We start from the raw sequence: 13,773 nt of genomic DNA on the forward strand, positions 1-13,773 counted from the left end.
AGTAAGCGCGCCGGTCAGTGGGTCAGATAGCCCCACAGGAGGACGGCGGTGATGTGGATCACGCCGACCCACAGCATCATGATGACGGTATAGCCCATCACGTCGCGCAGCTTGAGCTTGGACAGCGCCAGCGCCGGCAGGATCCAGAAGGGCTGCACCAGGTCGTTCCAGGCGTTGCCCAGCATGACGGCCATGGTGGTCTGGTTCAGCGCGCTGCCGATTTCCTTGGCGGCGTCGATCATGAACGGCCCCTGGATGACCCAGTGGCCGCCGGCCGACGGCGCGAAGAAGTTGATGACGAACGAACTGATCAGGCCCCAGAACGGCAGCGATTCGGGCGTGGCCACGTCGACGAACACTTGGGAGATCGTGGTGACCAGGCCGGAAGCGGCCATGATGGCCATGATGCCGGCGTAGAAGGGGTACTGCAGGATGATGCCGGAGATCGTCTTGATGCCTTCGGTCAGCTTGGCCACGTAGGCGGCCGGCGTGCCCAGCAGGATGATGCCCAGGAACAGGATGATGAAGTTGATCAGGTTCAGGTCCAGCGAGCCGCCGTCCATGAAGTGGAAGGTCACGTAGGCGATGCCCAGCGCGCCGATCAGCAGGCTCAGGATGCGGCTGTTGTTCAGCTTGGAGGCGATGGTGCCCTTTTCCAGCATGTCTTCGGCGGCGTTGGACGTGTTGGCGTCGCGATCGATGGCCGGGTCCACTTCAACGATCTTCTCGCCCTTCTTCGGGTGCAGCCAGGCATTGAGCAGCGGCAGCGTCACGATGATGACCAGGCTGGTGATCAGCATGGGCACCGAGAAAATGGTTTCCGACAGCGGGATGGTGCCCATCTGCTTGGCGGTGGGGTGGTTGGGCGTCGCCACCAGCACGGGAATACTGGCCGACAGGCCCAGGCCGTACATGGTGAAGCCGCTGTACGCGGCAGCGATGATCAGCGGGTAGTGCACGCCCTTGACCTTGAGCGCCAGCTTCTTGGCGACGATGCCGCCGATGACCAGGCCGAAGCCCCAGTTCAGGTAGCTGCCAATGCCGCCGACCAGCGTCGCCACGATGATGGCGGTATGCGGCTTGTGCACGTGGCTGACGATGCGGTTGAGCAGGCGGTCGGTGAGCGGCGCGGTGGCCAGCACATAGCCCATTGCCAGGATCACGGCCATCTGGGTCGTGAAGGCCAAGAGGCTCCAGAAGCCGTTGCCCCAGGCGCGGGTGATGTCGCCGATGCCCTTGCCTTCGACGCCCATGGCCAGCAGCACGGTGAGCAGGGTCAGCGTGATCGCGAAGACGAAGGGATCGGGCAGATACTTGCGCATCAGCTCGGTAAAGAATGAAGCCAGTTTATTCATGATGCTTCCTACAAACTCCGGTCAGGCTGTTTTTTCGCGTCTTGCGCCGCCCGGCGCCGGGTGTCGGCGGGGGCGGGTGGGACGATTGCTTTCTTTGTGTGGTTGGGCTTGTGGCCCGCTGGCGCTGGTGGCGGGAAGCCCCGCGCCTTATGTAGTGAATGCTTGCTGGCGGAACCGTCAGGAGCCGCTGGCCTTGCCGTTGAGCCACGCGGCCAGTTCGCCCAGCGCGGCGCTTTTCTCGCGCAGCACGCGTTCGCGGCGCTCGGGGCTCCAGGTGTAGAAACCCTGGCCGCTCTTGGCGCCGATCTGGCCGCTTTCGACCTTGCTCTTCAGGAGTTCGGAAGGTTCGGTGCGGTTTTCCAGGTCTTTGTAGAGATAGCTGGCGATCGCGTAGTGCACGTCGATGCCGTTCATGTCGCGTTGTTCCAGCGGACCCGACAGGGCCAGTCGAATGCCCAGGCTCCACTTGACCACTTCATCGATGTCCTCGGCGCTGGCCACGCCTTTCTCCAGCAGCGAGATGGCTTCGCGCGCCAGGGCGTGCTGGATGCGGTTGGCGATGAAGCCGGGGATGTCCTGGCGCACCAGCACCGGGCGCTTGCCGACGTAACGCAAGGTGGCCATCACCTGGGCCACGGTGTCTTCCGACGTGCCGTCGTTGCGCACGACTTCCACCAGCGGAATCACGTCGGCGGGCGTAAAGAAGTGGGTGCCCACGAAACGGTCGCGGCGCACCACCGCGCTGGCGATGGCGTTGATGGACAGGCCCGAGGTGTTGGTGGCGAAAAGAGTGTGCGCGGGGCACAGGGAATCCAGCTTGGCGAAGATGCCGCGCTTGAGTTCCAGGTTTTCCGGCACGGCCTCGATCACCAGGTCGCTGTTGCAGGCCGCTTCCAGCCCGGGCGCCACCTGGATGCGCTGCATCGCTTCCTGGACCTGGCCGGGAGCGTAGACATTGAGCTGGCGGTCGATGGTCTGGAGCGCGCGCTCCAGGGCGCCTGCCATCGGGTCGATCAGGACGACGTTCAGTCCCTTCGAGGCGAACAGCGCGGCGATGCCGCTGCCCATGGCGCCTGCGCCGACGATGGCGAGATTCTTGAGGGGAGTATCCATGATGGTTCGCTTGGTGCTGAGACGCCGGGCTTGCGGGCGGGCACGGGCGGAACCAGGGTGCTTTCTGTCTCTTCCGGTGTGCCTTCCTGTGCGCCTGGCCAGAAAAATCTTTATGTTCTATATACGAACATTTGTGCGTATATAGAATTTCTGAAAGAGATAGTACTAAAAGTCGCGGGGAGCGGACAAATGGGGATTTTTGGGTGTCCGTCTGGCGGACGGTGAGAGGGGCGTCAGCGCGAGACGGACGCGGACGAATGCGGCGGGTACCGCACCAGGGATGCAGCCGCCGCGATATCGCAGTAGGGATACGCAGTGGAGACACCGCGGTAGAGACGCAGCCAAGGGCTGCTGCAAAAGGGACGGGGCGACGCTGCGCGCGGCCCCGTCCCCCGGGATGGCCGGACTCAGCCCGAGTTGCGCAGCCCCGCCGCGATCCCGTTGATGGTCAGGTGGATGGCGCGCTGCACGCGCTTGTCGACCTCGGCCTCGGGATGCTTCTGTGCCGCGCGGTGGCGGCGGATCAGGTCGATCTGCAGGTAATTGAGCGGATCGATGTAGGCGAAGCGCTCGCGCAGCGACGCCTGCAGCGTGGGGTTGTCGGCCAGCAGTTCGCGCTGGGTCAGCAGCTTGAGCATGGCCAGCGTGCGGCCGTGCTCGGCGCTGATGGCGCCGAAGATACGCTCGCGCACGCCGCGCTGCGGCACCAGCTGCGCGTAGCGCGCGGCGATCGCCAGGTCGGACTTGGCCAGCACCATTTCCATGTTGGACAGCAGCGTGCGGAAGGCGGGCCAGTCGCGCGCCATTTCGCGCAGCTGGGCCAGGCGGCCGCGGCGCGAGCGGGGCGCGTCGGGGGCGCCGGTTTCCAGATAGGCCTCGATGGCCGAGCCCATGCCGTACCAGCCGGTCAGCATCAGGCGGCATTGCGCCCAGGAAAAGCCCCAGGGAATAGCGCGCAGGTCTTCGATGCGCTGGCCCTTCTTGCGCGAGGCCGGACGCGAGCCGATGTTCAGGCCGGCGATTTCGCTGATGGGCGTGGCGGCGAAGAAGTAGTCGGCGAAGCGCGGGGTGTCGTAGACCAGGCCGCGGTAGGTGCGCTGCGCGGTTTCGGACATGAAGGACATGGCCGGGCCGTGCTGGGCCATGTGCGCGTCTTCCGCGCTGGTGGCCTCGGCGCGCGGCGCCAGGCTGGATTCCAGCGTGGCGGCGACCAGCAGTTCCAGGTGCCAGCGGCCGACTTCGGCGTCCTTGTACTTGCTCTGGATGACCTCGCCCTGTTCGGTCAGGCGGATCTGGCCGGCCACGGTGCCCGGGGGCTGCGCCAGGATGGCGTCGAAGCTGGAGCCGCCGCCGCGTCCGACCGAACCGCCGCGGCCGTGGAACAGGCGCAGCCGCACGTTGCGGGCCGAGAACACGTCGACCAGCGCGCGTTCGGCCTGGTAGAGCGACCAGTTGGACGTGAGGAAGCCGCCGTCCTTGTTGCTGTCCGAATAGCCCAGCATGACTTCCTGCGCGCCGTTCTGCGCCAGCTTCACGCGCTGGCGGATTTCCGGCAGGTCCAGCCAGGCGGCCATGATGTCGGCGCCGCGCTCCAAGTCGGGAATGGTCTCGAACAGCGGCACGACCATCAGGCCGTCCTCGGGCTGGATCTCCTGGCCGGCGGGGGCGATGAGGCCGGCTTCCTTCTGCAGCACCATCACTTCCAGCAGGTCGCTCAGCGTTTCGGTGTGCGACACGATGGTCTGGCGCACGGCCTGCTTGCCGTAGCGCGCGCGGCCGGCGGCGGCGGCGCGCAGCACGGCCAGCTCGCGCGTGGTGTCTTCGCTATAGGCGATCCAGGGCGAGGCCAGCGGACGCGCCTGCGCCAGTTCGGCGCGTAGCAGTTCGACGCGTTGCTCTTCATTCAGCGCCAGGTAGTCCAGCGGCTTGCCGTCGCGCTGCGTGCCAGCGAGGGTGAACAGCTCGGCCAGCGCGCGTTCGTGCACGTCGGAACTCTGGCGCAGGTCCACCGTGGCCAGATGGAAGCCGAACACTTCCACGGCCTGCTGCAAGCCGGCCAGGCGCAGCTTGGCGATGGGCGAGCCATGGTGGGCAGCCAGCGACGCCGCGATCACGGCCAGATCGGCGGACAGCTCTTGCGGACCTTCGTAGGGGGCTGCCGCGACGGTGCTGCGCCGCGCCAGGTCCTGGCCCGTCAGGCGCTGTGCGGTGGCGGCCAGGCGCGCGTACACGCCGACCAGCGCGCGACGGTAGGGTTCGTCGCGGCGGTGCGGCGAATCGTCGCCGCTGGCATCGGCCAGCGCCAGCAGTTCGGCGTCCACGCCGATCAGCAAGGTGGTGACCGACAGCTCCGCGCCCAGCGCGTGGACCTCTTGCAGATAGTGTTCGAACAGCACGGTGGCCTGGCGCAGCAATGCGCGTTCCAGCGTGCTGGCGTCGACGTTGGGGTTGCCGTCGCGGTCGCCGCCGATCCAGCTGCCCATGCGCAGGAACGGTTCCAGCGGCGCGGGCGGGGCGGCAAAGGGCTTGGCGGATTCCCGGCTCAGCAGCTTGGACAGGTCGCCGTACACGCGCGGAATGACTTGCAGGAAGGTGCTGCGGTAGTACGACAGCGCGTTCTCGATTTCGTCGGCCACCGTGAGGCGCGTGTAGCGCAGCATGCGGGTCTGCCACAGCGTGGCCACGCGGCCGAGCAGGGAAGCGTCCAGGTCGGCCAGTTCTTCGGGCGTCAGCGTGCCTTCGCGCTGCGTCAGCGCGCTGGCGATCTCGCGGTGCACATCCAGCGTGCTCTTGCGCTGCACTTCGGTGGGGTGGGCGGTCAGCACCGGCATCACGCAGGCCTCGGCCAGCAGGCGGCGGATGCGCGCCACGCCCACGCCCTGGCGGCCCAGGGTCTGTACGGCGTCGCGCAGGCTGCCGCGCTCCGGCGCGCCGCTGGCGATGGCGCGGGCGCGCTGGCGGCGGTTCTGGTCGCGGTCTTCGGCGATATTGGAAAGGTGCAGGAAATAGCTGAAGGCTCGCGCCACCGAGTTGGGATCGCTGCCTTGCAGGCGCTTGACGCGCTGTTCCAGCAATTTGCCGTCTGCGTCGTTGCCTTCGCGGCGGAATTTCACGGCCGTGCGGCGCAGGGTCTCGATGGTGTCGAAGACGCGTTTTCCTTCGCATTCCTCGATGACGGTGCCCAGTAATCGGCCTAACAGCCGGATATCGTGACGCAAGGGTTCTGCTGAATCGGACTGCGGGCGCATGGCATTCATCTGGCGGGGATCCGTCGAGGCTGCTGAGAAAGGGGAAAGGTAGGTAAGAAGAGGCGTTGCAGGTAAACCGGGAAAAAGAATCAGGAAGATTTTACGCAGACTTTTAGCGGCAACCGCCGGGGGCACTTTAAAGTCCGCCAGCAGCATGTTTACACTAAAGGCTGGCTGCTCCCTGTGCGTACAAGCCTGCCGTCCCTTCGTCTTTCCAGAAGCCCCCTTTTATGCAAAATCATCAACGTCGCGCGCTCGTGCTGTTTTCGGGCGGCCAGGATTCCACCACTTGCCTGGCCTGGGCGCTGGAGCGCTATGCCCATGTGGAAACCGTGGCGTTCGATTACGGGCAGCGCCACCACATCGAACTGACCGCGCGCCTGAACGTGCTGCGCGAGATCCGCGCCAACTTTCCCGACTGGGCGCCGCGGCTGGGCGAAGACCATCTGCTGGACCTGAAGGTGCTGGGCCAGGTGGGCGATACCGCCATGACCAGCGACCGCGCCATCGAGATGCAGGCCAATGGCCTGCCCAACACCTTCGTGCCCGGCCGCAACCTGCTGTTCCTGACCCTGGCCGCCGCGCTGGGCTACCGCCGCCAGCTGGACGTGCTGGTGGGCGGCATGTGCGAAACCGATTTCTCCGGCTATCCCGATTGCCGCGATGACACCATCAAGGCGCAGCAGGTGGCGCTGGGGCTGGGCCTGGGATCCCGGGTCACGATCGAGACGCCGCTGATGTGGATCGACAAGTCCGAGACCTGGGCGCTGGCGCATCAGCTGGGTGGCGACGCGCTGGTGGAAACCATCGTCGAGGAAAGCCATACCTGCTACCTGGGCGAACGCGGCGCGCGCCATGACTGGGGCTATGGCTGCGGCGAATGTCCCGCCTGCAAGCTCAGGAAGATCGGCTGGGAAAAGTGGGTGGTGGCATCAGCCGCCGAAGGTTGAGATGATCCGGCGAGTCACTGCCGACGGCGACGGAATCCCCATGCTTGAACACGAGGCTGTCCGCCATGCGGGACACGCATCGCGCGACGCAGCCCCACGCGGGAACACCGCCGGGGAGCCGGCGGACGCCTTCAGGGTCGTGGCTCCGATCGACTTGGAGGCGCGGACAGCGGCGGCGCTCTACACCTTTGCCGACATGTTTGCGGCGGCGCGCCGGCGCCTGCTGTACCTGCTCGGGTGGGTGGCGCTGCTGATGCTGCTGGCGATGGGGATCCCCACCTGGCGGAAAAGTGGGGGAGAGGGCGCGGGCCGCCTTGCCTCCACCTTTTTCCATGATCTGTTCGGCCTGGGCGGCCTGGCCATTCTGTTTGTTGCCATACCGGTCCTGGCCTATTACGCGGTTCAGCCCGCGATCGTGCGCCGCAGCTTGCAGCGCTGGTGCCGCGACGAGCATCTCGACCAGCCCATTGCCGTGACTTATCGTTTCGGGCCGGACGGCCTGGACGTGACCCAGCCTGGACGCAAGACCGTTCTCGCCTGCTCGCGCATCGATGGCGTGGCGCAAGTCCGCGCGCATCTCATCGTCCGGCTCAGGAACATCGAGGATGTCTACGCCCTGCCGTTGAGCGCGCTGTCTGCCGGGCAGGTCGAGCAGATCAAGGCATGGGCCGCAACCTGCCATGCCGGCGCCGGCGGGGCGGCTCGCCTTCCGTTGGAACAGGGCACGGCTTCCGATCCGCCGCCGCTGCTGGTGTCCCGCTTCATGTACGCCGAGGAAGACCGCGTTGTAGCGCTGCGTTGGCAAATGGAGCGTCCCGGCATGCAGCGCCGTCGCCGCCGCGGCTACATGCTGGCCTTCCTGATCACCGCGCTCCTCGTCCCGTTGTGCTTTATCGTGCTCTGGCTGCTGGACTCCGAGCGGATCCCCTTCCGTCACGCATTGCCGCTCTTCGCCGAGATGTTCGCGAGCACCATCTGGCAGTATGTGCTCGGCCTCTGGGCGCTCGCCGCGGCCACCATCGTCCTGCAGCCCTGGGCGCGGCGTCGGCAGGCGCAAGCGCTTGCCCGGCGGCTGCACCAGCGGATGCCGGCCGAAGAGTACGAGGTACGGCTCCACGATGACAGACTCGAGGTCTGGCAGGATGACTGGTGCAACAGCTTCGACGCGGCCAGCTTTGCAGGGGTCGAGCGCCAGGGCGAGCATCTGATCCTGCTGCGGCGCGAAAGCGAACCCCTGATCCTGCCCCTGCGCGCGCTCGATGGCGGCCAGCTTGCCTTGGTCGAACGCATCGTCGGCGGCCGCGGGTCAGCAGCGCGCAATGAACTTGCCTCTTAGGGCGAACGCCGCAGCGCGGATCACCGCGGCCAGGCCCAGCGACAGCATCATCGCGCCGCGCGCGCCGTGGCTTTCGGCAACGTAGGCATAAGCGACCGGCGAGGCCGCTGTCAGCAGGAAGCTGGGAACCAGCAGGGCGCCCACCAGCGCGCCATAGCTGCGGAAATCGAAAAGCGCCAGCGGCAAGGTGCCGCGCGTGATGGTCAAGAGGCCGTTGCAGGCGCCGTAAAGCAGCGCGTACGCGGCGGTGGCGTAGAGGTTGCCGCCGGACAGCACGGCCAGCAGGAAACACAGGGGCAGGATCGTCCCGACCGCCAGCGTCAGCGTCAGCGGATGCAGGCGCGAGCCCAGCGCCACGTCCGCGAGCCGGGCCGCGAACTGGCCGACGCCCCACAGGGCCGCCACGCCGACCGCGGCCGCCGCGGCCAGGCCCAGGCCCGATAGCAGCGAAATCAGGTGGGCCGCGTTGCCCGCCGCCAGGAAGTTGGTCAGCATGGCGATCAGCGCGTACAGCACGCCCGCCAGCCGGCGTTCGGCCGCGTTGCGGGTGAGGCCGGCCGACGTTTTGTCCTTGCCGCCCGGGGCTGCGGCGTAGCGTTCGCGCGGCAGCGCCAGATACAGCGGCACCGTGGCCAGCGCCAGGCCGGCGTAGGCCAGCACCGCGCCGCGCCAGCCCAGCCAGCCCGACAGCGCATGGCCCACCGGCCACATCACGGTGGAGGCCAACCCGCCGAACAGCGTGATCTGCGACATGGGCCGGCGCGCCAGGGGGCCGGCCGCGCGCGCCAGGGACGCGAAGGCCGCGTCGTACAGGCACAGCCGCATGCCCACGCCCAGCACGGCCCAGGCCAGGAAGTACAGGGGAATGGCGTGCGCCATGGACAGGGCCGCGCAGCCCAGCGCCGAGAGCAGCGCGCCCACGGGCATGACGCGGTGCCCGCCCCAGCGGTCCACGGCCATGCCGGCCAGCGGCGACACCATGGCCATCACCACGATGGCCGCCGAAAAGCCGCCGTAGACGGTGGCGGCGTTCCAGCCCAGATCGGCCGCCATGGCCGGACCCAGGGCGCCGATCAGGTAGTACGTCACGCCCCAGCCTATCAGCTGTGTCAGGCCCAGGCAGACGATGGCGCGCGCAGCGATCACGGCCGCTGCGGCGGCATGGCGTCGCCTTCGCCCAGCGCGCGCTGCATCAGCACGGTATCGCGCCATTCGCCGTGCTTGTGGCCCACGGACCGCAGCGTGCCGGCGGGATGGAAGCCCTGGCTTGCGTGCAGCGCCAGCGACGCCGCGTTGCGGCTGTCGCCCACTACGGCCAGCATCTGGCGCCAGCCGGCGGCGGTGCAGCGCTCGATCAGCGCGGCCAGCAATTTGCCGCCTATGCCCAGGCCGGAGCGGCCCGCCTTCACATACACCGAGTCTTCCACCGTGTGCCGATAGGCGGGACGCGGACGATAAGGGGTGACGTAGGCGTAGCCCACGACTTCGCCGTCGACCTCGGCCACCAGATATGGCATTTCCTTTTCCAGCACGGCGGCGCGGCGCTGGCGCATTTCCTGGATGGACGGCGGCTCCAGTTCGAACGAGGCCGTGCCGTGCTCCACGTGGTGGGCGTAGAGGGCCTTGATGGCGGGAAGATCGGCTGGCGCGCTGTCGCGGATGAGGATGGTGAGGGCGGAGGACGACATGGGAGGGCCGTGAGAGATGAAAAAGACAGAAGCCGCCAGTGTCGCGCAGGCTTATTTATTAATAAAGCTTTGGTCCATTATGATTTGTATAAGTAAAACTTTGGACTCAGCGATGCGCGGCCTTAATCTGGATCACCTGCGTACCTTTGCGCAGGTGATCGAACTGGGCAGCTTTTCCGCCGCCGCGGAACGGGGCGGCGTGACCCAGCCCGCCGTCAGCCTGCAGATCCGCCAATTGGAGCGGCGCTTTGGCCTGAAGTTGGTGGAGCGCATCGGCCGCCGCGCCGGCCCGACCGCGGCCGGGCTGGAATTGCTGGAGCACGTGCGCGTCATCGATGCCGCGCTGGCGCAGGCCGAACTCGCCATGACCGCGCATGCCTCCCAGGTGTCCGGCCGCGTCCGCCTGGGCACGGGTGCCACCGCCTGCACCTATCTGCTGCCGCCGATCCTGGCCGACCTGAGGCGGCGCTTTCCGGCGTTGGACATCGTGGCCAGCACCGGCAACACGGCCGACATGCTGCGCGGGCTGGAGAACAACACGCTCGATATCGGCCTGGTTACGCTGCCCGCGCCGGGACGCATGTTCCAGGTCACGCCGGTGCTGGAGGACGAGTTCGTGGCGATCTTTCCCGCGGGCGATGCGGCCGCCATTCCCGCCGCCGTCACGCCGCAGGCGCTGGCGCAGCTGCCGCTGGTGCTGTTCGAACCGGGCGCGCGCACCCGCCGCCTGGTGGACGATTGGTTCGAGGATGCCGGGTTGGCCGCCAGGCCCGTGATGGAACTGGGCAGCACCGAGGCCATGAAGGAGATCGTCGCCGCCGGCCTGGGCTGCGCGATCCTGCCCCGGTTGGCCGTGTCGGGCGCGGGCCAGCGCGAGGCGCTGGCAGTTCGGTCGCTGGCGCCGCGCCTGTCGCGCAGCCTGGCCATCGTCCTGCGCCGCGACAAGCCGCTCAGCCGCGGCCTGCGGCATCTGCAGGAGTCGCTGCTGGCGTTGCGCGGCTGAGCGCTCAGGCTTGGACGCGTCCGCCGCCAGCGGACAACAAGCGTGGACGGGCCGGCGCGGCGCATGGGTACACTGGCATAGACCATCCCTCGCCATTTGAACCGTAATCATCGCAAAATGGACAAGTCCGCCTCTTCGCCCCGCGTGCCCTACAAGCCCGCGGACCTGGACCTCTTCCCCTACGAATCCTCGAAGCGGCCCGTCGCCGGACTGGCAGTGGATTACGAAGACGGCCACCGCGTGCGCCGCCATCGGCACCGCCGCGCCCAATTGCTCTATGCGATCTCCGGCGTGATGGTGGTGGACACCGACGCCGGGATCTGGGTGGTGCCGCCCACGCGCGGCGTCTGGGTGCCGGCCTGGGTGTCGCACGGCCTGCGCATGAGCGGCGAGCCGCGCATGCGCACCGTGTTCGTCGAGCCGGGCGCCGCCGCACACCTGCCCGCCCAATGCTGCGTGCTGTCGATTTCGCCCTTGTTGCGCGAGCTGATGGTCGCGGCCGCCGAGGTGCCGCTGGACTGGGCGCCCGACACGCGCGACGGCCGGCTGATGATGTTGCTGCTGGACGAACTGCGCCAGGAACCCGTGCTGCCGCTGCATCTGCCGCAGCCCTCCGAGCCCCGCCTGGCGCGCATCTGCCGTGCCATCGTGCGCCACCCGGAACGCCAGGACGGCGCGGCCGACTGGGCGCGCGCGCTGGGGGTGGACCCGAAGACCGTGCACCGCCTGTTCCTGCGGCACACCGGCATGACCTTCGGCCGCTGGCGCCAGCAGGCGCGGCTCTTGGCCGCGATGGAACGGCTGGCGCGCGGCGAGCGCGTGCTGGAAGTGGCGCTGGACCTGGGCTACGAAAGCCCCAGCGCCTTCGCCGCCATGTTCCGCAAGGCCGTGGGCGAGCCGCCCAGCGCCTTCGCGGCCCGCGGCGTGGCGTCCGCCTGATGGCCGCGGAGGCGTCCCAGGGGCGGCCGGCGGCGGGCCGCGCCCGGAACCAGCGTATTATTTAACGTTTTGCCGCCTACGCTAACAGCTACAGCCAGAGACAAACCATGCCGCACTACCGCTCCCGCACCTCGACCCACGGCCGCAACATGGCCGGCGCCCGCGCCCTGTGGCGCGCCACCGGCATGAAGGATGACGACTTCGGCAAGCCGATCATCGCGGTAGTGAACTCGTTCACGCAGTTCGTGCCGGGCCACGTGCACCTGCGCGACCTGGGCGCGCTGGTCGCCAAGGAAATCGAAGCCGCGGGCGGTGTCGCCAAGGAATTCAACACCATCGCCGTGGACGACGGCATCGCCATGGGTCACGGCGGCATGCTGTATTCGCTGCCCTCGCGCGAGCTGATCGCCGACTCGGTCGAATACATGGTCAACGCGCATTGCGCCGACGCCATGGTCTGCATCTCGAACTGCGACAAGATCACCCCGGGGATGCTGATGGCCGCCATGCGCCTGAACATCCCGGTCGTGTTCGTGTCGGGCGGTCCGATGGAAGCGGGCAAGGTCAAGTCGCCCACCGACGGCAAGGTCATCGCCAAGATCGACCTGATCGACGCCATGATCAAGGCCGCCGACCCCAAGGTGTCGGATGCCGAAGTGGCCGAAGTCGAACGCAGCGCCTGCCCGACCTGCGGCTCCTGTTCCGGCATGTTCACCGCCAACTCGATGAACTGTCTGACCGAAGCCATCGGCCTGGCCCTGCCGGGCAACGGCACCATCGTCGCCACGCACGCCTGGCGCAAGGGCCTGTTCGAACAGGCCGGCCGCCTGGTCGTGGACCTGTGCCGCCGTTACTACCAGGAAGAAGACGAGTCGGTCCTGCCGCGCAGCATCGCCACCAAGAGCGCGTTCCAGAACGCCATGGCGCTGGACGTGGCCATGGGCGGCTCGACCAACACCGTGCTGCACCTGCTGGCCGCGGCGCAGGAGGCCGGCGTCGACTTCACCATGGCCGACATCGACCGCATCTCGCGCAAGGTGCCGTGCCTGTGCAAGGCGGCGCCCGCCACCGACAAGTACCACATCGAAGACGTGCACCGCGCCGGCGGCATCTTGGGCATCCTGGGCGAACTGGCGCGCGCGGACCTGCTGGACCTGTCCTGCGGCAACGTGCACAGCGGCACGCTGGGCAACGCGATCAAGCAATGGGACGTGGCGGGCGGCGCCGGCGAAGAAGCGCAGAAGTTCTACCGCGCGGCGCCTGGCGGCATCCCGACCACGGTGGCCTTCAGCCAGGACGCGACCTTCCTGACGCTGGACACCGACCGCAAGACGGGCTGCATCCGCAGCAAGGAAGACGCCTACTCCAAGGACGGCGGCCTGGCCGTGCTGTACGGCAACCTGGCTGAAAAGGGCTGCATCGTGAAGACGGCCGGCGTGGACGAATCGCAATGGGTCTTCACCGGCCGCGCGCGCGTCTTCGAAAGCCAGGACGACGCCGTCGAAGGCATCCTGGGCGACAAGATCGTCGCGGGCGACGTGGTGGTGATCCGCTACGAAGGCCCCAAGGGCGGCCCCGGCATGCAGGAAATGCTGTACCCCACGTCCTACTTGAAATCCAAGGGCCTGGGCAAGACCTGCGCGCTGTTCACCGACGGCCGCTTCTCGGGCGGCTCGTCGGGCCTGGTGATCGGCCACGCGTCGCCGGAAGCGGCGGAAGGCGGCACGATCGGCCTGGTGGAAGAAGGCGACGTGATCGAGATCGACATCCCGAACCGCAAGATGCATCTGGCCGTCTCCGACGAGGAACTGGCACGCCGCCGCGCGGCGATGGATGCTCGGGCTGACGGCTGGGAGCCGGTGGGTCGCGAGCGGGTCGTGTCGCAGGCCTTGCAGGCTTATGCGGCGTTGGCGACTTCGGCGGATCGCGGGGCGGTGCGGGATTTGTCGCAGCTTAAGCAGAAGGGTAAGCGGTGATTGCTGACTGCTGATTTTTTTTGAAGGGCGGCGCTTTTGGGCGCCGCTTTTTTTTTGCTCTCTTTTTAGGGCTGTTGTAGCTGCTACTGCCGTTGTGCTTCGTGGGTCGCCCGTCGGCGCGGGCGGCGTGGCGGCTCGCGCCCACGATTGCGGTCCGGAGCGTTC

General features: G+C 67.6%; 11 protein-coding genes. 5 read left to right on the forward strand and 6 right to left on the reverse strand.

Annotated elements, in window-relative coordinates; all coding sequences use genetic code 11:
* Positions 1 to 14 precede the first annotated feature (14 nt).
* The 3 genes from BRO63_RS29595 to ppc all read right to left on the reverse strand — a co-directional run bounded on the left by BRO63_RS29595 (position 15) and on the right by ppc (position 5,725).
* Positions 15 to 1,355: a short-chain fatty acid transporter gene (locus BRO63_RS29595; RefSeq protein WP_088143192.1), complete on the reverse strand. Its 1,341-nt coding sequence runs from the start codon at positions 1,353 to 1,355 to the stop codon at positions 15 to 17.
* A gap of 177 nt (positions 1,356 to 1,532) precedes the next feature.
* Entirely contained in the window at positions 1,533 to 2,468 is a 936-nt protein-coding gene (locus tag BRO63_RS29600; RefSeq protein ID WP_088143193.1) for a 3-hydroxyacyl-CoA dehydrogenase family protein, read from the reverse strand.
* A 407-nt stretch (positions 2,469 to 2,875) separates the two neighbouring features.
* A complete protein-coding gene (ppc, locus tag BRO63_RS29605; RefSeq protein ID WP_088143194.1) occupies positions 2,876 to 5,725 on the reverse strand; it encodes a phosphoenolpyruvate carboxylase in 2,850 nt (949 codons plus the stop codon).
* Positions 5,726 to 5,946: 221 nt separating this feature from the next.
* Here ppc and queC point away from each other — a divergent pair, with 221 nt between their 5' ends.
* Positions 5,947 to 6,666 carry a 7-cyano-7-deazaguanine synthase QueC gene (gene queC / locus BRO63_RS29610; protein ID WP_088143195.1) on the forward strand — a complete coding sequence of 240 codons (720 nt, stop codon included), beginning with the start codon at positions 5,947 to 5,949 and terminating at the stop codon, positions 6,664 to 6,666.
* Between the two features lie 40 nt (positions 6,667 to 6,706).
* Complete coding sequence (locus BRO63_RS29615) at positions 6,707 to 8,002, forward strand: YcxB family protein (protein WP_088143204.1); 1,296 nt, start codon at positions 6,707 to 6,709, stop codon at positions 8,000 to 8,002.
* Here the strand turns inward: BRO63_RS29615 and BRO63_RS29620 are convergent.
* Both BRO63_RS29620 and BRO63_RS29625 read right to left on the reverse strand, forming a co-directional pair.
* Positions 7,973 to 9,148: an MFS transporter gene (locus BRO63_RS29620; RefSeq protein ID WP_088143196.1), complete on the reverse strand. Its 1,176-nt coding sequence runs from the start codon at positions 9,146 to 9,148 to the stop codon at positions 7,973 to 7,975. The genes BRO63_RS29615 and BRO63_RS29620 overlap by 30 nt on opposite strands.
* On the reverse strand, positions 9,145 to 9,690 hold the full coding sequence (locus BRO63_RS29625; protein WP_088143197.1) for a GNAT family N-acetyltransferase: 546 nt from the start codon (positions 9,688 to 9,690) through the stop codon (positions 9,145 to 9,147). Before BRO63_RS29625 ends, BRO63_RS29620 begins: the two co-directional genes overlap by 4 nt.
* Positions 9,691 to 9,802: 112 nt before the next feature.
* Here BRO63_RS29625 and BRO63_RS29630 point away from each other — a divergent pair, with 112 nt between their 5' ends.
* The 3 genes from BRO63_RS29630 to ilvD all read left to right on the forward strand — a co-directional run bounded on the left by BRO63_RS29630 (position 9,803) and on the right by ilvD (position 13,608).
* Positions 9,803 to 10,693 (forward strand): LysR family transcriptional regulator, encoded by an 891-nt coding sequence (locus BRO63_RS29630; protein ID WP_088143198.1) that lies wholly within the window; start codon positions 9,803 to 9,805, stop codon positions 10,691 to 10,693.
* 117 nt (positions 10,694 to 10,810) lie between these two features.
* Positions 10,811 to 11,632 (forward strand): AraC family transcriptional regulator, encoded by an 822-nt coding sequence (locus tag BRO63_RS29635; protein ID WP_088143199.1) that lies wholly within the window; start codon positions 10,811 to 10,813, stop codon positions 11,630 to 11,632.
* Between the two features lie 107 nt (positions 11,633 to 11,739).
* A complete protein-coding gene (ilvD, locus tag BRO63_RS29640) occupies positions 11,740 to 13,608 on the forward strand; it encodes a dihydroxy-acid dehydratase (RefSeq protein ID WP_088143200.1) in 1,869 nt (622 codons plus the stop codon).
* On the opposite strand, the gene BRO63_RS34365 is transcribed toward ilvD, so the two are convergent.
* A partial coding sequence (locus BRO63_RS34365) for a hypothetical protein (RefSeq protein WP_218824125.1) occupies positions 13,586 to 13,773 on the reverse strand: 188 nt, incomplete at its 5' end. The two genes, ilvD and BRO63_RS34365, sit on opposite strands and share 23 nt — an antisense overlap.

It is taken from the genome of Achromobacter xylosoxidans, assembly GCF_002192695.1.
In the GTDB taxonomy this organism is placed as follows: domain Bacteria; phylum Pseudomonadota; class Gammaproteobacteria; order Burkholderiales; family Burkholderiaceae_B; genus Achromobacter; species Achromobacter xylosoxidans_C.